The sequence below is a fragment of the Mycobacterium shigaense genome (assembly GCF_002356315.1).
Classification (GTDB): domain Bacteria; phylum Actinomycetota; class Actinomycetes; order Mycobacteriales; family Mycobacteriaceae; genus Mycobacterium; species Mycobacterium shigaense.
Window position 1 is genome coordinate 2,310,988 of record NZ_AP018164.1, and the last position, 25,022, is coordinate 2,336,009.

A 25,022-nucleotide genomic window follows, 5' to 3' on the forward strand; every position below is an offset into this window, starting at 1 on the left:
ACGTCGGCTCCTTTCTCTCGATCTGCTCGACGCCGATGAGCATGCTGGCCTCGATGAGTGGGGCAACCGCGCCGTACTGACCCGTCCCACCACACCGGTATCCATTCCGGCCGCTTTCGCCGAACAGGTGAGCCGCGTTCCCGAGGCGGTGGCGCTGAGTTGCGGCGAGCAGTCGTGGACTTACCGCGAACTCGACGAGGCCGCCAATCGGTTGGCGCACCTGCTGGCCGGCCAGGGTGTCGGGCCCGGACAGTATGTGACGCTGCTGTTTTCGCGTTCGGCCGAGGCAATCGTCGCGATCTTGGCCGTGCTCAAGGCCGGCGCCGCCTATCTGCCGATCGACCCGGTGGTGCCCGAGGCCCGACTGAAGTTCGTCATCGAAGACGCGGCCCCTATCGTCGTCCTGACCACCGCGAGCCTGCGGTCGCGGCTGGACGGATTTGACGTGACGGTCGTCGAGGTCGACGATCCCCGCGTCGCGGACCAGCCGAGCACGGCGCTGCCGTTGCCCGCCCCGGCGAACCTTGCCCACATCATCTACACCTCGGGCACCACCGGTGTGCCCAAAGGTGTTGCGGTCACCCATCACAACGTGACCCGGCTGTTCGAATCGCTGGACGAGGGCCTGGATCGCGCCGGTGTGTGGACGCAGTGCCACTCGTTGGCATTCGACTACTCCGTGTGGGAGATCTGGGCCCCGCTGCTGGGTGGCGGACATCTGGTCGTGGTGCCCGAGTCGGTGACGGCCTCGCCGGACGATTTCCATGCGTTGCTGGTGGCCAAGCAGGTCAGCGTGCTGAGCCAAACACCCACTGCGGTGGCGGCTTTGGCGCAAGAGGGGCTGGAGTCCGCCGCGCTGATCGTGGCCGGCGAGGCGTGCCCGGCCGAAGTCGTGGATCAGTGGGCCCCCGGACGCGTGATGATCAACGGATACGGCCCCACCGAGACCACCGTCTACGCCACGTTGAGCGCCCCGCTGGAGGCGGGATCCGGTTCGGTCCCGATCGGCGCCCCGGTGTCCGGGGCTGCGCTATTCGTGCTCGACGCGGGTTTACGCCGCGTGTCGGCCGGCGTGGTCGGCGAGTTGTACGTCGCCGGCACTGGCGTTGGGTGCGGCTACCTCGGCCGGCCCGGGCTGACCGCGTCGCGATTCGTAGCCTGCCCGTTCGGGGGATCCGGAACGCGGATGTATCGCACCGGGGATCTGGTGCGCTGGGCCTCCGACGGGCAGCTCGAGTACCTGGGCCGCGCCGACGAGCAGGTCAAGATCCGCGGCTACCGCATCGAACTCGGCGAAATCCGTTCTGCGCTGGCCGCTTTGACCGGGGTGGAGTCGGCTGTGGTGATCGCCCGCGAGGACCGCCCCGGCGATAAGCGCCTGGTCGGCTACATCACCGGCACCGCCGACCCCGCCGAACTCCGCGCCCAACTCGGCGAGCGATTGCCGGCCTACATGGTGCCGGTCGCGATCGTGGTCCTCGAGACGCTGCCGTTGACGCCGAACGGCAAGCTCGACAAGCGGGCGCTGCCCGCACCGGAATACCAGGACGTGGACCGCTACCGTGCCCCGTCAACCGCGGTCGAGGAGATCCTGGCCGATATCTATGCCCAGGTGCTGGGGCTCGAGCGGGTCGGGGTCGACGATTCGTTCTTCGACCTGGGTGGCGACAGCATTTTGTCGATGCAGGTGGCGGCCCGGGCCCGGGCCGCCGGCGTGCTGTGCCGCCCGCGCGACGTGTTCGTCGAGCAGACGGTGGCCCGCTTGGCGCAGGTGGCCACGGTCGGTGGCGCAGGCAGCGTGGTCGACGAGGGCGTGGGCCCGCTGGAGGCCACGCCGATCATGCACTGGCTGCACGATGTCGACGGTCAAGTCGATCAGTTCAACCAGACGGTGGTGGTCGACGCCCCTGCCGGGGTCAGTCAGGCCGACGTCGTCGCTGTGTTGCAGGCCTTGCTGGATCGCCACGACATGCTGCGGCTGCGGGTAGAAGACGACGGGGCGGGGGGTTGGTCGCTGTCCGTGCCCGAGCCAGGCTCGGTCGACGCGAGCGCGTGTGTGCAAGCCGCGGACGCATTGTCCGACGAGATACTGGTCGCGGCTCGCTCGAAGCTGAACCCAGCCGACGGTGTGATGCTGAGCGCGGTGTGGGCCGAGTCAACTCGCCAGTTGGCGTTGATCATTCATCACCTTGCCGTCGACGGGGTGTCGTGGCGGGTGCTGCTGGAAGACCTCAACATCGCCTGGGTGCAGCACCACAGCGGGCAGCCGGTGGCGTTGCCCCCGGTGGGCACCTCGTTCCGGCGCTGGTCGGCACTGCTGGGCGAGCACGCTCACGATGCGGCGGTGGTGGACTCCGCCGAAACGTGGCGGGAGATTGCGGCAACTCCAGCGCCGCTGGCCCCGGTGGGTCCCGGGGACACCTATGACAACGCGCACAACTTGACGGTGTCGCTGGATGTGGAGACGACGCGGCTGTTGCTGGGTGAGGTGCCGGCGGCGTTCCATGCCGGGGTCAACGACATCTTGTTGATCGCTTTTGGTTTGGCCTGGGCGAAGCTGCTGGACACGCAGGCGCCGATCGGTATCGACGTCGAGGGGCACGGGCGGCATGAGGAGCTCGGGCCGGACGTTGACCTGTCGCGCACCGTGGGCTGGTTCACCACCAAGTACCCGGTGGCGCTGACCGTCGGCAGCCTAGACTGGGACGAAATAGCTTCTGGTGAAGCAGCTTTGGGTGCCCTCGTCAAGGACGCGAAGGAGCAGCTGCGGGCCCTGCCCGACCCGCTGTCGTACGGGGTGCTCCGGTACCTGAACTCCGACGTCGACCTGGGCGATTCGGAACCGGTGATCGGATTCAATTACCTGGGCCGCATGGGCGGTGGCGCGGAGCTGTCCGAGGAACTGTGGCGCGTCGGCCCGGAGGGTCTGTCGAGCGGCGCGGCGACGGTCGTCCCGATGCCGCTGATGCACACCGTCGGCCTCAACGCCGTCACTCTCGACACCGATGCCGGTCCACATCTGGAAGCCAACTGGACGTGGTCGCCATCGGCGGTCGACGACGCGCGAATCGACGAGCTGAGCCGGTTGTGGTTTGAAGCGCTGGCCGGCATCTGCACCTACGTGCGGCAGGGCGGTGGCGGGCTGACCCCGTCCGACATCCTGCCGGCGCGACTCACCCAGCAGCAGATCGACGAACTCGAGCGCCAGCACCATATCGCCGACGTGCTGCCGTTGACCCCGCTGCAAGAGGGCCTGCTGTTCCATGCCAGTTTCGCCCAGGATCCCAGCGACCTCAGTGAGCTGTACGCGGTACAGCTGGACCTCGGCCTGGCCGGCGAGCTGGACGAGCATCGGCTGCGCGAGGCGGTGCACAATGCGGTTACCCGGCACCCGAACCTCGTCGCGCACTTCTGCGACCAGTTCGACAGGCCGGTACAGGTCCTTGCCACCGATCCCGAAATCGCCTGGCGCTACGTGCAACTCGACGCCGACGACGCCGACATCGAGGATCAGGTCCAGCGCGTGTGCACCGAAGAGCGCGCCGCGGTCTGCGACCTGGCCCACCAGCCGGCATTCCGGGCGGCCTTGATTCGCACCTCCGCCGACCAGCACCGGTTCGTGCTGACCAATCACCACATCGTGCTCGACGGTTGGTCGATGCCGATCCTGCTGCAGGAAATCTTCACCACGTACTACGGCCAGCACCTCGGCGCGCCCGCGTCGTATCGCCGGTTCGTCAACTGGCTGGCCGATCGGAATTACCCGGCCGCCGAAGCGGCCTGGACCGAGGTCTTCGCCGGATTTGAGGCGCCCACCTTGGTGGCCCCGCCGCAGCGGTTGGCGCTGGGGCAGCGCGGCGTCTCGTCGTTCCGGGTGCCGGAGGACACCACGCGGGCGCTGGGTGAGTTGGCGCGCTCGCAGCGCACGACGGTCAACACGGTGCTGCAGGCCGCGTGGGCGCAGCTGCTGTGCGGGTTGACGGGCCAGCGCGATGTCGCCTTCGGCATCGTGGTCTCCGGTCGGCCCACCGACGTGCCCGGCGCCGACTCGATGGTCGGCCTGTTGCTCAACACGGTGCCGGTCAGAGCCAAGATCGACACGGCTACCACCACGGCAGACCTGCTGGGCCAGCTGCAGAGCGACCACAACAACACGCTCGAGCACGAACACCTGGCGCTCAGCGAGATTCACCGCGTCACCGGCCACGACCAGTTGTTCGACACGATCTTCATGTACGAGAACTACCCTGTCGACACCACCGCCCTGGTCGGTCTCGGCGGACTGTCGGTCACCGGGTTCAACAGCCGCGAGTACAACCACTACCCGCTGTCGGTGCAGGCCCTGCCGGGCAACGAACTCGGCCTTCGGGTGGAATACGACACCGACGTGTTCGACCAGGCCGGTATCGACGCCCTGATCGACCGGCTGCAGCGCGTCGTGCTGGCCATGACCGTCGAGCCCACCCGCCGCCTGTCCTCGATCGATCTGCTGGACGAGCGTGAACGCGCTCGGCTCGACGAGTGGAGCAACCGGGCAGTGTTGGCTCAGCCGGCGACGCGGACGTCGATCCCGGCGATGTTCGCCGCGCAGTTGGCGCGCACCCCTGACGCGGTCGCGCTGAACGACGGGGAGCGGTCGTGGACCTATCGCGAGCTCGACGAGACCGCGAACCGGTTGGCGCATGTGTTGGCCGATCAGGGGGTCGGCCCGGGGGAGCGGGTGGCGCTGTTGTACTCCCGCTCAGCCGAGGCGATCCTGTCGATGCTGGCGGTCCTGAAGACCGGAGCGGCCTACCTGCCGATCGACCCGGCAGTGCCCGAGGCCCGGCTGGAGTTCCTGATCGACGATGCCGCGCCGGTGGCGGCGATCACCACCGCGGCCCTGCGATCCCGGCTGGACGCCTTCGACGTGACGGTAATCGACATCGCCGATCCCCGGATCGCCACGCAGGATGCCGCGCCGTTGCCGGCGCCGGCTCCCGACGACATCGCCTACGTCATCTACACCTCGGGAACGACGGGTGTCCCGAAGGGTGTGGCGATCTACCACCACAACGTCACCCAGCTGTTCGAGACGCTGGACGGCGGTCTGCCCCCGGCGCACGAGCAGGTGTGGTCACAGTGGCACTCGTACAGCTTCGACATCTCGGGCTGGGAGATCTACGGCGCCCTGCTGCGCGGTGGCCGCCTGGTGGTGGTGCCCGAGGCGGTGGCGGCCTCGCCCGAGGACTTCCGCGAGCTCCTCGTCACGCAAAAAGTCAACGTCTTGTGTCAAACCCCTTCTGCCGTAGGGGCTTTGTCTCCCGAGGGCCTGGACTCGGTCGCACTCCTCGTCGGCGGCGAAGCGTGCCCGCCCGAGATCGTGGAGCGGTGGGCGCCGGGCCGGGTGATGATTAACGAATACGGCCCGACGGAAGCCACGATGTGGGTGACCCTGAGCGCGCCACTGACGCCGGGGTCCGGTGCGCCGCCGATCGGTTCGCCGCTGCCGGGCACGGCGCTGTTCGTCCTGGACGGCTGGCTGCGTCCGGTGCCGCCCGGCGTGGTTGGTGAGCTGTATGCCGCCGGCCGGGCCGTGGGATGCGGATACGCGCGTCGGTCGGGCTTGACGGCCTCCCGGTTCGTGGCCTGCCCCTTCGGCGGCGCGGGCGAACGCATGTATCGCACCGGGGATCTGGTGAGCTGGCGTCCGGACGGCCAGCTGCAGTACCTGGGCCGTACCGACGAACAGGTCAAGATCCGCGGGCACCGCATCGAACTCGGCGAGATCCAGGCCGCCCTGGCTGAACTCGAGGGCGCGGGCCAGACGGCCGTGATCGCCCGCGAGGATCGTCCCGGCGACAAGCGCCTCGTCGGCTATGTCACCGGAGCCGCGGACCCGGCGGATCTGCGCGCCCAACTTGCGGAGCGGCTGCCGAGCTACATGGTTCCAGCCGCGGTCGTGCCGGTGGCCGCCTTGCCGCTGACGGTCAACGGCAAGCTCGACAAGCGTGCGTTGCCGGTCCCGGAGTACCAGGACGCCGGCACCTACGTCGCCCCGGCCAGCCCGATCGAGGAGACCCTGGCGGGTATCTACGCCCAGGTGCTGGGCCTGGAGCGAATCGGGGTCGAGGACTCCTTCTTCAACCTCGGCGGAAACTCGCTGTCGGCCATGCGGGTGATCGCGTCGATCAACACCGCACTGGGTGTGCAGCTCGGCGTGCGTAGCCTGTTCGATGCGCCGACGGTGCGCACCCTGAGCCAGCTCATCGGCACACATGGCGCCGACCCCGCCGCCAGCAATGCGCACTTCGCCGCGGTGCACGGGCACGGCGCCACCGAGGTGCACGCCCGCGATCTGACGCTGGACAAGTTCATCGACGACGCAACGCTCAGCACCGCTCCCACGCTGGCGGCCCCGACCGGCGAGATCAACACCGTGCTGTTGACCGGGGCTACCGGATTCATCGGGCGTTACCTGGTGCTGGAGTGGCTCGAGCAGATGGAGCTGGGCGGGGGCAAGCTGATCTGCCTGGTGCGGGCGAAGTCCGACGAGGATGCCTGGGCACGGCTGGACAAGACCTTCGACAGCGGCGACGCCGAACTGCTGCGGCACTTCCGGCAGTTGGCCGCCGGTCACCTGGAGGTCATCGCCGGCGACAAGGGCGAGGCCAACCTGGGTCTGGACGAGCAGGTGTGGCAGCGGCTGGCCGACTCCGTGGATCTGATCGTGGACTCGGCAGCCCTGGTTAATGCGGTATTGCCGTACAGCGAATTGTTCGAGCCCAATGTGGTCGGAACCGCGGAATTAATCCGGCTGGCTCTGACGAGCAAGCTCAAGCAGTATGCCTACGTTTCGACCGCTGACGTGGGACGTCAGGTGGATTCGGAGGCGTTTACCGAGGACGCCGACATTCGCGTGGTCAGCCCCACGCGGGTAATCGACGCGACATTGGCTAACGGCTACGGCAACAGCAAATGGGCTGGTGAGGTCTTACTGCGCGAGGCCCACGACCTGTGCGGGCTACCGGTATCGGTGTTCCGTTGCGACGTGATTTTGGTGGATACCGCGTATGCGGGTCAATTCAACGTCGCGGATATGTTCACCCGCATGGTGCTGAGTTTGGTGGCCACGGGTGTGGCACCGGCATCGTTCTATCAGCTGGATTCTCAGGGACGGCGACAGCGTTCGCATTTCGATGGCTTGCCGGTACGATTCGTCGCTGAGGCGATTGCTGCATTGGGTGCCGCGGTGGTCGAGGGATTCGAGACCTACCACGTTATGAATCCCCACGATGACGGCATCGGACTTGACGAGTTTGTGGATTGGATAATCGAGGCGGGTTATCCGATCGAACGTGTCGACAACTTCAAAGACTGGTTATCACGGTTTGAAGCGGGATTGCGCGAGTTGCCAGAGCCTCAGCGGCAGAATTCGGTGCTCGAAGTATTGTTATTGTTGTTGCACACGGATTTGCAGCCGATCGAGCCCGTGCACGGTTCTTTGGCTTCGGCCGACCGGTTCCGTGCCGCGGTGCAGGAGGCCAAAATCGGCCCGGACAACGACATCCCGCACGTGTCGGCCCCGACGATCCTCAAATACGCAACCGACTTGCAAATGGTGGGGCTGCTGTAACGCGCGAATGGTCGCGCGTTACAGCACGGCTTGCCCTGGATTCACCGGGGCGGAGGGGTGGTGGGGCCAGGCGTGGAGATGGTCCATCGCGGGGAAATCCCCAGTGATTGCTGTGGCGGTTCTGTGCTAAGGCTCGCCAAACGCTAAGAGTTTTTCGGCTGTGTGCGATGTCGCAGATGGTCCCTTAGCTGCGGCGATACCCACATCTCGTGGGTGAAGTGGGCGGTGGCGACTGTGACCAAGGACAACGAAAACTTTCCCGAAACCCCAAACTGACCCTGCCGCGCTCCCGTATCGTTTGGGCGGTTGGATTCATATCAACTGAGGGTCTGGGGAGCTGGTGAGCGTCAATCCGTTCGACGACGAGAATGGCAGCTTTTTCGTCTTGGTCAACGACGAAGAGCAGCACAGTCTGTGGCCGGTGTTCGCCGATGTTCCGGCTGGGTGGCGGGTGGTTTTTGGGGAAGCCGACCGCGCTGCGTGCTTGGACTACATCGAACAGAACTGGACTGACATCCGCCCTAAGAGTCTGCGCGAAAGGCTGGCAGGGGGCAGGAGTTTTGATAACTGAGCCAGCTGGGCATCTGAATAACGGGTCGAGCTTTGGGGGATCAAATGAAGCTTGATGATCGAGCGCCTGTGGAGCTCTGGGGGAGCCCAATCGATCACGGCGATGATCTCGCGTTTCCATTAACGCGGGGGCAGTTGGATATTTGGCTTGCGCAAGAGACGGGGTTGTCGTCAACGGAGTGGCAGCTTGGTCTTTTCGTGCGGATTGATGGCGTGGTGCAGCGGGGTTCGCTTGAGTGGGCTATTCGCCGGGTGGTGCAGGAGGCTGAGCCTGCTCGTGCTGCCTTTTTTGAGGTTGATGGTCGTGTTTTCCAACGTGCGGTGGACTACCCGGATGTAGAACTGGCGTTTTACGACCTGACCGGTTCGGATAACGCGGTTCAAGAGGCCCGGGATATCGCGTTGTCGATTCAGCGTACTCCGATGCCGTTGACGGGTCCGTTATTTAGATTCGCCTTGTTCAAGACGCGGTCGGCTGAGTTTTATCTGCTGGCGTGCGCGCATCACATTGCCATTGACGGAACTGGTGTGGTGTTGGTGGGGCAGCGTATTGCGTCGGTGTATTCGGCGATTGTTTCTGGTGCGCCGTTGCCGACGGGTTTGTTCGGGTCGCTGCAAGACCTGGTCGATAGCGAATTGGCCTATGAATCCTCTGATGACTATCGCCAGGACGAGGTGTACTGGACGCAGAATCTGCCGGCCGAGAGCACGGGTGATTTCGCGTTGGAGGCCGCCGAGCGTGATCCGTGGCCGTCGGCGCCGGTGCAGGTGGATCCTGCGCTGGTGGGCCGGGTCGAGGAGTTGGCTCGTGGCTGGGATGTGCCGCGGACGGCGGTGATCACTGCGGCGTGCGCGCTGTTGGTGCGTGGCTTCAGCGGTGAGGGTGCTGAGGTGGTGTTCGATTTCCCGGTTAACCGCCGGGTCAGCCCGGAGGCTAAGACGCTGCCTGGCATGGTGGCCGGGGTGGTGCCGCTGGTGATCAGTGTGTCGCCGCAGAAGACTGTCGCTGAGTTGTGCGAGCACGTGAACGTGCGGATTCGGGAAGCGGTGGCGCATCAGCGGTTCCCGGTGCATGCGTTGGAGCGTAAGGCGCGGGGGTCGGGTCGGCTGGCTGAGCGTACGAACCTGAACTTTATTCCTGCGGGTTTTAGCCTGCCTTTTGGCGGTGCGATGGCCACGGCGTCTTACACGAACTCTGGTCAGGTGGGTGGTTTCGGGCTGATCTTTTCTGCCGACGGCGACGAGTTGTTCTTGAGTACGGCTGGTGCTGGTGGGCCGTTGTCGAATTTTGAGGTCGTTGACTTGGCGCGGCGTCTTGAGCAGGTGCTGGCAGAGATGGTGGCGGACCCGTCGCGGCGGCTGTCGTCGATCGACGTGCTCGATGCCGGCGAGCAAGCCGGCCTGGACGAGTTCGGAAACCGGGCGGTGCTTGCCGAAGTGGCCACGCCGAGGTCGATCCCGGCGTTGTGGGCTGAGCAGGTCGAGCGGGTCGGGCAGTCGGTGGCGTTGAGGTGTGGTGAGCGGTCGCTGACTTATCGTGAGCTGGACGAGGTCTCGAACCGGTTGGCGCATCTGCTGGCCGGCCGGGGCGTGGGGCCGGGCGAATGCGTGGCGTTGCTGTCGCCGCGCTCGGCCGAGGCGATCGTCGGGATCCTGGCGGTGCTCAAGACCGGTGCGGCGTACCTGCCGATCGATCCGAACCTGCCTGCGGCGCGGTTGCAGTTCATGGTGGCCGACGCCACGCCCCTGGCGGCGCTGACGGTCGGCGACTTGGCCGAGCGCTTCGAGGGCTGTGAGTTGGCCGTCGTCGACATCAACGACCCGGCCGTCGCCGACCAGCCCAGCACGCCGCTGCCCGTCCCGGCGCCGGACGACATCGCCCACATCATCTACACCTCCGGCACCACCGGCGTCCCGAAGGGTGTCGCCGTCACCCACCACAACGTCACCCGGCTGTTCGAGTCGTTCCACCCGGGCCTGGACCCCACGGGCGTGTGGACGCAAGGCCATTCGCTGGCCTTCGACTTTTCGGTGTGGGAGATCTGGGGCCCGCTGCTGCACGGCGGCCGTCTGGTCGTGGTGCCCGAGTCGGTGGCGGGTTCGCCCGACGACTTGCAGGCTCTGCTGGTCTCCCAGCAGGTCAGCGTCCTGAGCCAGACACCCACTGCGGTCGCGACACTGTCCACCGAGGGCCTGCAGTCGACCGCCCTGGTCGTCGCCGCCGAGGCCTGCCCGGCCGAAGTGGTCGACCGTTGGGCCCCCGGCCGCGTGATGGTCAACGGCTACGGGCCGACCGAGACCACGGTGTACGCGGCCATGAGCGCACCCCTGCAGTCGGGATCCGGGGCGGTGCCGATCGGGTCGCCGGTGCCGGGTGCGGCGCTGTTCGTGCTGGACGCCTGGTTGCGCCCGGTGCCCGCCGGCGTGGTCGGCGAGCTCTACGTCGCCGGCCGCGGCGTGAGCGCCGGATACATCCGGCGCTCGGGGCTGACGGCATCGCGGTTCGTGGCCTGCCCCTTCGGCAAGGCGGGGGAGCGGATGTACCGCACCGGCGACCTGGTGCGCTGGGGTGCCGACGGTCAGCTGCGCTACCTGGGCCGCGCCGACGAGCAGGTCAAGATCCGCGGCTACCGCATCGAACTCGGCGAAGTACAGGCAGCGCTGGCCGGGCTGGACGGCGTCGAGCAGGCGGCGGTGATCGCCCGCGAGGATCGCCCCGGCGACAAGCGCCTCGTCGGCTACATCACCGGAACCGCGGACCCCGCGGAGGCGCGCGCCGAACTGGCCGAGCGGCTGCCGGCGTACATGGTGCCGACCGCGGTCGTGGCCGTCGAGGCCATGCCGCTGACGGCGAACGGCAAGCTCGACCGCCGCGCGCTGCCGGCGCCGGAATACCGCGGTGGCGGCTACCGGGCTCCGTCGACCGTGGTGGAGGAGATCCTGGCCGGCATCTACGCCCAGGTGTTGGGTCTTGAGCGCGTCGGCGTCGACGACTCCTTCTTCGACCTGGGCGGCGACAGCATTCTGTCGATGCAGGTGACCGCCCGGGCGCGGGCCGCCGGAGTGCTCTGCCGCCCCCGCGACATTTTCGTCGAGCAGACCGTCGCCCGGTTGGCGCAAGTCGCCACGGTCGCCACCGAGGTCGAGGGCGTGGTCGACGAGGGCGTGGGCCCCGTGGCGGCCACCCCGATCATGCGCTGGCTGCGCAGCGTCGAGGGCCCGGTGGAGCAGTTCAACCAGACCGTGGTGGTCGACGCGCCGGCCGGCGTGACGCACGCCGACGTGGTGACGGTGCTGCAGGGGCTGGTGGATCGGCACGCGATGTTGCGGCTGCGCGTCGGGGACGACGGTGCCGGCGGCTGGTCGCTGACGGTGCCCGAGCCCGGCTCGTTGGACATGCACGGCTGCGTGCACACGGTCGACGTGCTCTCGGATGAGGCGCTGGTGGCGGCCCGCGCGACGCTGAACCCGGCCGACGGCGTCGTGGTGAGCGCGGTGTGGGCGGAGTCGACGCGCCAGTTGGCGTTGATCATTCATCACCTGGCCGTCGACGGGGTGTCGTGGCGGGTGCTGCTGGAAGACCTCAACATCGCCTGGGCCCAGCACCACAGCGGTCAGCCGGTGTCGTTGCCGACGGGCGGGACGTCGTTCGCCCGCTGGTCCACGCTGCTGAGCGAGCACGCCCGCGAGGCCGCGGTCGTGGACTCCGCCGGGGTGTGGCGGGAGATCGCAGCCACGCCGGCCGCCTTGCCCGCCCCGGCAGCCGAGGACACCTACGCCTCGGCGCAGAACTTGACGGTGTCGTTGGATGTGGAGACGACGCGGCTGTTGCTGGGTGAGGTTCCGGCGGCGTTCCACGCCGGCGTCAACGACATCTTGTTGATCGCATTCGGCCTCGCCTGGGCGCAATTCCTGGACACCGCCACCCCGATCGGCATCGACGTCGAGGGCCACGGGCGCCACGAAGAGCTGTCGGCCGATGTGGATCTGTCGCGCACGGTGGGGTGGTTCACCACCAAGTTCCCGGTGGCGCTGAGCGTCGGCGGGCTGGATTGGGCCGCGGTCCTCGCCGGTGACGCCCGGCTGGGCGCGCTGGTCAAGGCCGTCAAGGAGCAGTTGCGGGCCCTGCCCGACCCGTTGAGTTACGGGCTGCTGCGGTACGTCAATTCCGACGTCGAGTTGGCCGGGGCGGACCCGGTGATCGGGTTCAATTACCTGGGCCGCATGGGCGGCGCCGCGGAGCTGTCCGAGCAGTTCTGGCGCGTGGGCCCCGACGGCCTGTTCAGCGGGGCGGCCACCGTGGTAGCGATGCCGCTGGCCCACACCGTCGAGCTCAACGCTGTCACCCTGGACACCGACGCCGGGCCGCACCTGCAGGCGAACTGGACCTGGGCGGCGTCGGTGTTGGACGACGCCCAGATCAGCCAGCTGAGCCGGTTGTGGTTCGAGGCGCTGGCCGGGATCTGCACGCACGTGCACAGCGGTGGCGGCGGGCTGACTCCATCGGACCTGACGCCGGCCCGGTTGAGCCAGCCCGAGATCGACGACCTCGAGCGCCAGCACAAGATCGCCGACGTGCTGCCCCTGACGCCGCTGCAGCAGGGCTTGTTCTTCCATGCCAGCGCGACCGACGACGTCGACGACATGGGCGAGCTGTACGCCGTGCAGCTGGAGATCGGTCTCGCCGGAGCCCTGGACGCGCAGCGCCTGCGTGAGGCGGTGCAGTCGGTGGTGCGCCGGCACCCGCACCTGGTGGCCCGGTTCTACGACCAGTTCGACGAGCCGGTTCAGGTCATTCCGGCCGATCCGGCCATGGCCTGGGAGTACATCGAACTGGACGGCGTCGACGGCGACGCTCAGGCCGAGCAGGTCGACCAGACCTGCGCGGCCGAGCGTGCCGCGATCTGCGACCTGGCCAACGAGCCGGCGTTCCGTGCGGCGCTGCTGCGCACCGGCGCGGACCAGCACCGGCTGGTGCTGACTTTCCACCACATCGTGGTCGACGGTTGGTCGATGCCGATCCTGCTGCAGGAAATCTTCGCCGGCTACTACGGGCACACACTGGGTGCGCCGGTGCCCTATCGCCGGTTCGTGACGTGGCTGGCCGAGCGTGACCGGGCGGCGGCCGAGGCGGTTTGGGGCGAAGTGCTGGCCGGGTTCGACACCCCCACCCTGGTGGGCCCGCCGGAGAAGCTGACGCACGGACAGCGCAGCGTCGCCTCGTTCACGGTGTCTGCCGAGATGACGGAGGCGCTGGGTGAGCTGGCCCGTGCGCAGCGCACGACGGTCAACACGGTGCTGCAGGCCGCGTGGGCTCAGCTGCTGTGCGGCCTGACCGGTCGCCAGGATGTGGCGTTCGGTGCCGCGGTGTCCGGTCGGCCGACCGACATGGTCGGTGCTGAGTCGATCGTCGGGCTGTTGATCAATACGGTCCCGGTGCGGGCCAACCTGACGTCGGCCACCACCACCGCGGAGCTGCTCGACCAGCTGCAGACCGCGCACAACGACACGGTCGAGCATCAGCACCTGGCGCTGCGGGATATCCACCGCATCACCGGGCTTGACCAGCTGTTCGATACCTTGTTCGTCTACGAGAACTACCCGGTCGACGCGTCGGCGCTGGGCGACATCAACGGCCTGTCGATCACCGACTTCACCAATCGTGAGTACAATCACTACCCGCTGACCATGGCCGCCTTGCCGGGTCAGGAGCTGGGCTTGCGCGTGGAGTTCGACACCGAGGTGTTCGACGACGCGGCGATCGAGGCCCTCATGGAGCGGTTGCGACGGGTGTTGGCGGCCATGACCGCGGACCCGGAGCGGCACCTGTCGTCGATCGATCTGCTCGACGACCGCGAGCACGCACGACTCGACGGGTGGGGCAACCGCGAGGTGGTCGGTCAATCCGAGGCCGACGCACCGTCGATCCCGTCGGTGTTCGCCGTTCAGGTGGCGCGGATGCCGGATGCGGCCGCGCTGACGTTCCAGGGTCGTTCGATGACCTATCGGGAGCTTGACGAGGCGTCGAATCGCTTGGCGCACGTGCTTTCTGTCCGGGGAGCGGGCCCCGGTGAGCGGGTGGCGTTGTTGTTGCCGCGGTCGGCTCAGGCGATTGTGGCGATCATGGCGGTGCTCAAGACGGGGGCGGCGTATCTGCCGATGGATCCCGCGCACCCGGTGTCGCGCACGCGTTTCATGCTTGGCGACGCGGCGCCGGTCGCGGCGGTGACCACCGCCGAGTTGCGCGAGCGTTTTGACGGTTACGACGTGGCAATCGTCGATGTCAACGATCCCGGCCTCGCCGGTCAGGCCAGCACTGCGTTGATGGGGCTGAGCGCCGACGATGTTGCGTACATCATTTACACCTCGGGTACGACGGGTACGCCGAAAGGTGTTGCGGTGACGCATCGTAACGTGGTCCGGTTGCTGGAGGCGCTGGACGCGGAGCTGGAGTTGGGTCAGGTGTGGTCGCAGTGCCATTCGCTGGCTTTCGACTTCTCGGTGTGGGAGATCTTCGGTGCGTTGTTGGGTGGGGGCCGGGTGGTGGTGGTGCCCGACGCGGTGGTGCGTTCGCCCGAAGATCTGCATGCGTTGCTGGCTGCCGAGCATGTGGGTGTGTTGAGTCAGACGCCGTCGGCGTTTTATGCGTTGCAGACCGCGGATGCGCTCTCGCCGGAGTTGGGTCATCAGCTGAAGTTGCAGACCGTGGTGTTTGGTGGGGAAGCCCTTGAGCCGCAGCGGCTTTCGGCGTGGATGCATAACCATCCCGGGCCGCCGCGGCTGATCAATATGTATGGCATCACCGAGACGACGGTGCACGCGTCGTTCCGCGAGATCGTCGACGCCGATGTAGAGACTGCCGTGAGCCCGATCGGGGTGCCGCTGGATCACCTTGGCTTTTTCGTGCTCGATGGCTGGTTGCGGCCGGTGGCCGCTGGTGTCGTGGGCGAGTTGTATGTGGCGGGTGCGGGTCTGGCTTCCGGTTATATCGGTCGGCCGGATTTGTCGTCGACGCGGTTTGTGGCGTGCCCCTTCGGTGGGGCAGGTGAGCGGATGTATCGCACCGGGGATCTGGTGCGTTGGGGTGCTGACGGGCAGCTGCGTTACGTCGGGCGCGCTGACGAGCAGGTCAAGATCCGCGGCTACCGCATCGAGCTGGGCGAAATCCGTTCGGCCCTGGCCGATTTGGAGGGTGTCGAGCAGGCGGTGGTGATCGCCCGCGAGGACCGTCCCGGCGACAAGCGGCTGGTGGGTTATGTGACCGGTGAGGCGGACCCTGTCGAGCTGCGCGCTCAGCTGGGCGAGCGGTTGCCGGCCTACATGGTGCCCGCTGCGGTGGTGGCCGTGGAGGTCTTGCCGTTGACGGTCAACGGCAAGCTGGATGTTCGGGCCTTGCCGGCTCCGGAATACCAGGAGAGCGGCGGCGGCTATCGGGCGCCGGTGACGGCGGTCGAAGAGATCCTGGCCGGCATCTATGCCCAGGTGTTGGGCTTGGAGCGGGTGGGCGTGGACGATTCGTTCTTCGATCTGGGTGGCGACAGTATTTTGTCGATGCAGGTGGCCGCTCGGGCGCGGGCGGCCGGCGTGTTGTGCCGTCCGCGTGACATTTTCGTTGAGCAGACGGTGGCCCGGTTGGCGACTGTGGTCACGGTCGCCAGCGCCGAGGATCTGCTGGCCGACGAGGGCATCGGGCCGGTGGTGAGCACGCCGATCATGCACTGGCTCAAGAGTGTTGATGGGCCGGTGGAGCAGTTCAACCAGACCGTGGTGCTGGACGCGCCGGCTGGTGTCACCCGCGACGACGTGGTGGTGGTGCTGCAGGCGCTGCTGGATCGCCACGCGATGCTGCGGCTGCGTGTCGATGAGCAGTGGTCGCTGACCGTGCCCGAGGTGGGCACGGTGGACGCCGCGATGTGCGTGGAGTCGGTGCAGGAGCTGTCCGATGCGGAACTGATCGCGGGTCGGTGCAGGTTGGATCCGGCCGCGGGGGTGATGCTGAGCGCGCTGTGGGCGGAGTCGACGCGGCAGTTGGCGTTGATTGTTCATCACCTGGCTGTTGACGGGGTGTCGTGGCGGGTGCTGCTCGAGGACCTCAACATCGCCTGGGCCCAGCACCACAGCGGGCAGGCCATCGAATTGCCCACCGGTGGAACGTCGTTCGCTCGTTGGTCGCTGCTGCTCGATGAACACGCCCGCCGTCCCGCCGTCGTCGATCAGGCCGAGGCCTGGCGGCAGGTGGCGGCCACCAACGCGGTGTTGCCGGCCGTGCAGCCCGAGGATACGTATGACACCGCGCAGACGTTGTCGGTGTCGTTGGATGTCGAGACCACGCGGTCGCTGCTGGGTGAGGTGCCCGCGGCGTTCCACGCCGGCGTCAACGACATCTTGCTGATCGCCTTCGGTTTGGCCCTTCGGGAGCTTCGCGGCGTTGCTGGGCCGATCGGGATCGATGTCGAGGGTCATGGGCGCCACGAGGAGTTGTCCTCGGAGGTCGACCTGTCGCGCACGGTGGGTTGGTTTACCACCAAGTACCCGGTGGCGTTGAACGTGGGCGGCCTGGATTGGTCCCAGATCGCTTCTGGTGCAGCGGCGTTGGGGACGTTGGTCAAGGACGCCAAGGAGCAGTTGCGCGCGCTGCCCGACCCGTTGACCTACGGGTTGCTGCGCTACCTGAACCCTGATGTCGAGCTCGGGGAGTCGGACCCGTCGATCGGGTTCAACTACCTGGGCCGCATGGGTGGCGCCGCGGAGCTGTCCGACGACCTGTGGCGGTTGGGCCCCGACGGTTTGACCCGGGGTGCGGCCACCGTGGTGCCCCTGCCGCTGGCCCACTCCCTGGAGCTCAACGCGGTCACCCTCGACGACGAGTCCGGGCCCCAGTTGCAGGCCAACTGGACCTGGGCCGCCTCGGCGCTCGATGCCGTAGAAATCGACCGGCTCCACGAACTGTGGTTCGAGGCGCTGGCCGGGATCTGCGCCTATGTGCGCGGCGGCGGTGGCGGCCTGACTCCGTCGGATCTGGCGCCGGCGCGGTTGAGCCAGCAGCAGATCGACGAGATCGAGCGCGAATACGACCTCGCCGACGTGCTGCCGTTGACCCCGCTGCAGCAGGGCCTGTTCTTCCACACCAGCATCACGCACGGCAGCGGTGACGACCTGGGTGATCTGTACGCCGTGCAGCTGTGCGTGACGTTGACCGGCCCGCTGGACGCGCAGCGCCTGCATGACGCGGTGCAGTCGGTCGTGCGCCGGCATCCGCACCTGGTGGCCCGGTTCAGTGACCACTACGACGAGCCCGTCCAGATCATCCCGGCCGAACCGGCGGCGCCGTGGCGCTACCTCGAGCTCGAGGGCGACGCCCTCGAGGCGCAGGTGGAGCGGGTGTGTGCGGCCGAGCGTGCGGCGATCTGCGATCTGGCCCATCAGCCCGCGTTCCGGGCGGCGCTGCTGCGTACCGGCGAGGACCGGCACCGGTTTGTGCTGACCAATCATCACATCGTGATGGACGGTTGGTCGAAACCGATTCTGCTGCAAGAGATTTTCGCAGGTTACTATGGCCAGCAGCTGGGAACGCCCACCTCCTACCGACGGTATGTGTCCTGGTTGTCCGAGCGCGACAAGCCCGCCGCCGAAGCGGCCTGGGCCGAGGTGTTCGCCGGCTTCGACCACCCGGCGCTGGTCGCGGAGGCCGGTCGGGAACGGTTGGGGCGCCGCGATGTTGCCTCGTTCACCGTGCCCGCCGAGACCACCGCGGCGCTGGGCGAGCTGGCCCGCTCGCAGCACACGACGGTCAACACCGTGCTGCAGGCCGCCTGGGCGCAGCTGCTGGTCTGGCTGACCGGTCGCCACGACGTCGCCTTCGGCACGGCCGTGTCCGGCAGGCCCACGGAAGTGGCCGGGGCGGACTCGATGGTCGGGTTGCTGATCAACACCGTGCCGGTGCGCGCGAGCATCAACGCCTCGACCACCATCGCCGACCTGATCGAGCAGCTGCAGGGCGCCTACAACGACACCCTCGAGCACCAGCACTTGGCGCTGCGCGACATTCACCGGGTCACGGGTCACGACCAGCTGTTCGACACCCTGTTCGTCTACGAGAACTACCCGATCGATGCCGCGGCGTTATTGGGCATCGACGAACTGACCTTCAGCGACGTCACCAGCCAGGAGTACAATCACTATCCGCTGACGGTGCAGGCGGTGCCCGGGCACGAGATCGGTCTTCGCGTCGAATACGACACCGAGCTGTTCACCACCACCCGCATCGAAAAACTCATCCAACGGCTCCAGCGCGTACTGGTGGCCATGACCGGACACTCGGGATAACGGTCCGCAGTCTCCGACGCGGCGGCGTTTTACCGGTCAGATCCCACCACGGTGCCGAGGAGGGTGCGGGCGCTTAGCGCGCCCGCACCGCTACCACTGACGCACTGACGTCAGGCGGCCTCGGCAGGAGCCAGCTTCTCGAACAGCAAGTCGGCCAACCCGCGCACGGTGTTGACGTTCGCGAGGTCGGTCGGACTGACCCGAATCCCCGTCTCGGTCTCGACGCGGGTGCGCAGTTCCAGCGCCCCCAGCGAGTCCATGCCGTACTCCGACAGCGGACGGTCGGGGTCGACACTGCGCCGCAGAATCAGGTTGACCTGCTCAGAGACCATCTTCCGCAACTGGGTCGGCCACTCTTCCAGTGGCATCTCGTCCAGCTCGGTGCGGAATTTGCTGGTCCCACCGGCATTTTGCGCATTCGACCGGAACGCCTCGGCGAACGGGCTGCGCTCGGCGAACAGCTCCAACCACGGCGTGCCCCTCGTCGGGGCGTAGCCGCTGTAGGCGCGGTTGTGCCGCAGCAGCGCCTCGAAGGCATAGGCGCCCTCGTCCGGGGCGATGGCCAGGTCGGCGTTCTCGGCCAGCGCGACGCCGCGCCCGATCTGTGCCCAGGCACCCCACGCCATCGCCACCGACGGCAGGCCCTGCGCCCTGCGCCACAAGGTGAACGCGTCCACCCAGCTGTTAGCCGCCGCGTAGGCGCCCTGTCCGGGCGAGCCCACCAGCGCCGCCGCCGAGGAGAACACGCAGAACCAGTCCAATGGCTGATCGGTGGTGGCGGCGTGCAGGTTCCACGCCCCGTCGACCTTCGCCTCCCAGTCACGCTGGAGCAGCTCGTCGGTGATGTTGGCCAAGGTGGCGTCTTCGACCACCGCCGCGGCGTGCAGCACGCCGCGCAACGGCAGCCCGGTAGACGTCGCCGCGCTCACCAACCGCTCCGCGGTGCCGGACTGCGCGATGTCGCCGCTTTCCACCACGACGTCGGCACCCGTGGCGCGGATGCGATCGATCGTCTCCTGCGCCTCGGGGCTCGGCTGCGAGCGCGAGGACAGCACGATCCGCCCGGCGCCGCCCTGCGCCATCTTCTCGGCCAGGAACAAGCCCAGGCCGCCCAAACCACCGGTGACGATGTAAGACCCGTCGCCGCGGAAGACCTCGACCTTCGCCGGCGGCAGAATCACGCTGCTGCGTCCGGCGTGCGGGATGTCCAGCACCAGCTTGCCGGTGTGCTGGGCGCCGCTCATCACCCGGATGGCGGTGGCCGCGTCGGCAAGCGGGTAGTGCGTGGTCTCCGGCATCGGCAGCGTGCCGTCCGCGGTAAGCTGGTACACCTTGGTCAAAATGTCCCGCAGGCGTTCCGGGTGGCTGTAGCCCAGCAACCCCAGGTCGACGGCCAGGAACGACAGGTTACGCCGGAACGGAAACAGCCCCAGCCGGGTGTCGCCGTAGATGTCGCGCTTGCCGATCTCGATGAATCGTCCACTGAGAGCCAGTAATTCGAGTCCGGCGCGCTGTGCCGCGCCGGTGACCGAGTTGAGCACGATGTCGACGCCGTAGCCTTGGGTGTCGCGGCGAATCTCGTCGGCGAACTCGACGCTGCGTGAGTCGTAGACGTGCTCGACGCCCATGTCGCGCAGCAATTGCCGACGCTCCTCGCTACCGGCGGTGGCAAAGATGTCCGCACCGGCGGCGCGGGCAATGGCGATGGCCGCCTGTCCCACACCACCTGTCCCGGAGTGGATCAACACCTTGTCGCCCTTGCGGATTCGCGCCAGCTCTTCCAGGCCGTACCAAGCGGTGGCGGTCGCGGTGGTGATCGCGGCGGCCTGTGCTTCGGTCAGGCCGTCCGGCAACGTGACGGCCAGGTTCGCGTCGCAGGTGATGAAGGTTGCCCAGCAACCGTCGGCGTAGATGCCGCCGACGTGATCGCCGACCTTGTGGTCGGTGACGTCCGGCCCCACCGCGGTGACGACTCCGGCGAAGTCGGTGCCGGGTGCCGGCAGCCGACCCTCGAAGGCCGGGTAACGGCCGAACGCGTTGAGCACGTCGGCGAAGTTGATGCTGGACGCGCTGACCGCGACCTCGATCTGGCCCGGTCCCGGCGGAACCCGGTCGGCGGCAACGAGTTCGATCGTCTCGAGGTCGCCGGGCGTGCGGATCTGCAGACGCATCCCGTCGTGTGCGGTGTCGACCACGGTGGTCTTCCGCTCCTCGGGGCGCAGCGGAGTCGGAGACAACCGCGCGACATACCACTCGCCGCCGCGCCATGCCGTCTCGTCCTCGTCGGACCCGCTGAGCAGTTGGCGCGCCAACTGCTCGGTATCGGTCGCGTCGTCCACGTCGATCTGGGTGGCCCGCAGGTGCGCATGCTCCGTGCCGATCACCCGGATCAGCCCGCGCAGGCCGGCCTGCTCCAAGTTGGGCACGTCGCCGTCGACCACCGTCTGGGCGTTGCGCGTCACCACGAACAGGCGGGTGTGCTCGCCGGTGGTCTCCGTCAGCTCGCGGGCAATGCGCACGAGGTGCCGGACGTAGTCGTGGCCCAACTGTGGCGACTTGTCGTCGGCGTCACCGTTTTTCGGACCGGTGAGGATGGTCACGCCGGTGAAATCGCTTGACCCGAGCGTTGTTTTCAGCGCCTCGATGTTCGAGGTGTGGTCGGCCTGCTGCGGCCAGGAGATCGTGGTGCATTGCGCGCCATGGCTTTTCAGCGCGTCCGTGAGGGCAGCCAGGTCGGCGGTGTCCGTCGTGCTGATCAGCAGCCAGTTTCCGGCCTCGGCCTGGTCCACCTCAGGCACTTCGCGGTGCCGCCACTCGATGGTCAGCAATCGCTCGGCGAGCACCCGCTCTTCGCGGCCGGCCGCCGAGACGCCGGTACCGAATCGCAGTCCCTGCACACCGAGCAGGACGTTCCCTTGCTCATCGAGAATCTCGAGGTCCGACTCGATTCCGGAGGCGTCCACGTGGGTGATCCGCGAGTAGCAGTACTGGGCGTTGCGAGCCGGGACGTAGGAACGCAGCCGCCGCACGCTCAGCGGCAGCGCCAGTGCATCCTCGCCCAGTGCCCGAACCTCCGCGTGCGCACCAACCGACTGGAAGGCGGCGTCCAGCAGCGCCGGGTGCACACCGTAAGCGCTTTGCTGCGTACGAATCTGGCTGGGGAGTTCCACCTCCGCGAACACGGTGTGGCCGGTGTCGTCCTCGGCTTCGACAAGGTGCAGGGCGCCGAGTCCTTGAAACGCCGGGCCGTACTGCACGCCGCGGGCGTCCAGCCCCTTGCGCACCTCTTCGCCGTCCTCTTCGCGCGGGTGCGCGGCCAGTAGCGCGGCGATGTCGTAGGCAGCAGGCTGCTCGTCGGTCGCCACGTGCAGGACGCCGGCCGCCTGACGCGACTGCTCGCCGCCCTGATTCGTCTCCACCACGAAGTTGAGGACATCGGGTTGTGCTACCGACGCCGAGGCGCCGACGAGGGTCTCCTCGTCGAGCAGCAGTGCCTGCTCGAAGCGCAGGTCGCGTACCTCGGAACCCGCGCCGAGCACGTTATGCGCCGCGGCCAAGGCCATTTCGCAGTATGCCGCGCCCGGAAGCACGGCCACATTGCGGATCTGGTGGTCTTCCAGCCAGGGCTGCGCGGCGGTGCCGACGTCGGCCTGCCACACGTGGCGCTCGGGCTCCTCCTGCAGGCGCACGTGCGGGCCCAGCAGCGGGTGAACCGAAATGGTCGAACCGCCGCGTGCCGAGCTCTTCTCCTGATCGTCGGGGCTCAACCGCAGGTCCCGGTGCGTCCAGGTGGGCAGCGGCGCATCGACCAGGTGTCCCGTCGGGTACAGCGCGGAGAAATCGATCGCGGCACCCGCACTGTGCAGAGCAATCAGGAAGTCACGCAAGCCGTGTGGCAGCTCCTGCTCGCGGCGCATGCCGGCGAGGCCGACCGCCGGGATGTCGAGATTGCGCGCCGTCTGCTCAAAGGGGTAGACGAGCAGCGGGTGCGGCGACAGCTCGGCGAAGACCCGGAAGCCGTCCTCCAGGGCGGCCTGCACCGCCGCGGAGAACCGCACCATGTTGCGCAAGTTGTCCACCCAATACTGGGCGTTGCACACGACAGGCTCGCGCGGGTCGAACAGCGTCGCCGAGTAGAACGGGATCTCGGGTTTGCTCGGCTTGATCTCGGCGAGCGCCTCGGTGAGGTCGTCGAGGATCGGGTCGACCTGGGGGGAGTGCGAGGCAACGTCGACGGCGACCTCGCGGGCCATGATGTCGCGCCCCTCCCACGCCGCGACCAGCTCGCGGACCGTGTCGGTGGCACCGCCGATCACGGTGGACTGCGGCGAGGCGACCACCGCCACCACGACGTCGCTGACGCCGCGCGCCATCAGCTCCGAAAGCACCTGCTGCGCAGGCAGTTCCACCGACGCCATGGCCCCCGCGCCGGAGATGCGGGACATCAGCCGCGAGCGGCGGCAGATCAGCCGCGCCCCGTCCTCCAGCGAAAGTGCGCCTGCGACAACGGCTGCCGCGGCCTCGCCGAGGGAGTGTCCGATCACGGCGCCCGGGCGTACCCCGTAGGCCTTCATCGTGGCGGCCAAGGCGACCTGCATGGTGAAGATCGTCGGCTGGACGCGGTCGATGCCGGTCACGACCTGCGGGGCCGACATCGCATTGGTCACCGAGAATCCGGATTCCCGGGCGATCAGCGGCTCGAGCTGCGCGACTGTGGCGGCGAAAACCGGCTCGCTGGCCAGCAGCTCGGCACCCATCTGAGACCACTGCGAACCCTGTCCGGAGAACAACCACACCGGCCCGCGGTCGTCGCGGCCGACGGCGGCCTCGTAGGGGGCGTCGCCGTCGGCGACCTCGCGCAGGGCCGTAACGAGTTCCGTCGCGTCGTTGGCAACGACGGCGGTCCGCACCGGGCGGTGCACCCGTCGGCGCGCCAGCGTGTAGCCGAGGTCCGCCAGCGTCACCTCTTCGTGCGTCTGCACCCAGTCGGCCAACCGGCCGGCGGTGCGGCGCAATTCGTCGGCCGAGGTCGACGACACCGGGACGACGTATGGCGCGGCGGCCGGAGATTCGCCCGAGGCGTCGATGGTAGTGGTGGCCGGTGGGGCCTCTTCCATGACGATGTGGACATTGGTTCCCGAGAGCCCGTACGACGACACGGCCGCGCGTCGCAGGTGGCCGCCGTTGATGGGCCAAGGCGTGTTCTCTTGCGGCACAAAGAGATTCGTCTTGATCTTGGCCATCTGCTCGGGCAGCTTGTTGAAGTGCAGATTCTGCGGAACCACACCGTGCTGGAGGGCCAGCACTGTCTTCACCACACCCAGTGCGCCGGAGGCGGACTGGGCGTGACCGAAGTTGGTCTTTACGGTCGCCAGCGCGCAGGGCCCGTCGACGGCGTAGACGTTGGCCAGGCTGGCGTATTCGATCGGGTCGCCGATCGGAGTGCCGGTCCCGTGCGCCTCGACCATCCCCACCGTGGCGGGGTCGACGCCGGCGGCGGCCAGCGCCGCGCGGTAGACGTCGGTCTGCGCCTTCTCAGACGGGGTGGCGATGTTGACCGTGTGACCGTCCTGGTTGGCGGCCGATCCGCGGATGACCGCGAGGATGCGGTCGCCGTCGCGCTGCGCGTCGGACAGTCGCTTGAGCAGCAACATGACGGAGCCCTCGCCGGAGACGAAGCCGTCGGCCTCGACGTCGAAGGCGTGGCATTTCCCGGTGGGGGACAACATGCCTTGGGCCGAACCGGCGGCCGATTTGCGGGGATCCAGCGTGGCCGAGGCGCCACCGGCCAGGGCCAGATCGCTTTCGCCCTCGTGCAGGCTGCGGCAGGCCAGGTGAATCGCGGTCAGGCCGGAGGAGCAGGCGGTGTCCACCGTCAGGGCGGGACCGTGCACGCCGAGAGCGTAGGAGACGCGGCCCGAGGCCAGGCTGAAGTTGTTCCCGGTGAAGCCGTAGGGCCCCTCGACGGCGTGCGCATCGGCGGCCAGCAACTGGTAGTCGGCGTGCGTCAACCCGAGGAATACGCCGGTCAGGGTGTCGGCGATGGCCTCCTTGGTGAGGCCGGCGTGCTCCATGGCCTCCCACGAGGTTTCCATCACGATGCGGTGTTGGGGGTCCATCTCGGTGGCTTCGCGCTCGCCGACCCCGAAGAACTCGAGGTCAAAGCCGTAGACGTCGTCGAGGAACGAGCCCCACTTGGACACGGACCGGCCCGGGACACCGGGCTCGGGGTCGTAATAGTCGTCGACGTCCCAGCGGTCGGCCGGAACCTCGGTGACCAGGTCCTCGCCGCGCAGCAACGCATCCCACAGCCGTTCCGGTGAATCGATACCACCGGGGAGCCGGCACCCGATGCCGATCACGGCAACGGGAGTTACGGGTGTGACGCTCGCGGCGGGCGTGTTCACGCGTGCTGGACCTGAAGGGTCCACCCCATCATCGGTCGCCCCGAACGAATCCATTCCGCCTCCTCATTGGAACGGCTGAGTAAGCCTTGTTTCTGCTGCGTTGA

At 67.7% G+C, this 25,022-nt stretch carries 4 protein-coding genes; 3 read left to right on the forward strand and 1 reads right to left on the reverse strand.

Annotation, left to right across the window (positions count from 1 at the left end; translation table 11 throughout):
- Positions 1-22 precede the first annotated feature (22 nt).
- From MSG_RS26135 to MSG_RS10905, 3 genes are all read left to right on the forward strand, one after another.
- Positions 23-7,615: a non-ribosomal peptide synthetase gene (locus tag MSG_RS26135; protein ID WP_408632023.1), complete on the forward strand. Its 7,593-nt coding sequence runs from the start codon at positions 23-25 to the stop codon at positions 7,613-7,615.
- A 340-nt stretch (positions 7,616-7,955) separates the two neighbouring features.
- Positions 7,956-8,186 (forward strand): MbtH family protein, encoded by a 231-nt coding sequence (locus MSG_RS10900; protein ID WP_096439509.1) that lies wholly within the window; start codon positions 7,956-7,958, stop codon positions 8,184-8,186.
- 44 nt (positions 8,187-8,230) lie between these two features.
- The gene (locus MSG_RS10905) at positions 8,231-18,511 is read left to right on the forward strand and encodes a non-ribosomal peptide synthetase (protein WP_096439511.1); all 10,281 of its coding nucleotides are present in this window, start codon (positions 8,231-8,233) and stop codon (positions 18,509-18,511) included.
- A 110-nt stretch (positions 18,512-18,621) separates the two neighbouring features.
- On the opposite strand, the gene pks2 is transcribed toward MSG_RS10905, so the two are convergent.
- Positions 18,622-24,972 (reverse strand): sulfolipid-1 biosynthesis phthioceranic/hydroxyphthioceranic acid synthase, encoded by a 6,351-nt coding sequence (gene pks2 / locus MSG_RS10910; RefSeq protein ID WP_096439513.1) that lies wholly within the window; start codon positions 24,970-24,972, stop codon positions 18,622-18,624.
- Between the last annotated feature and the right edge of the window lie 50 nt (positions 24,973-25,022).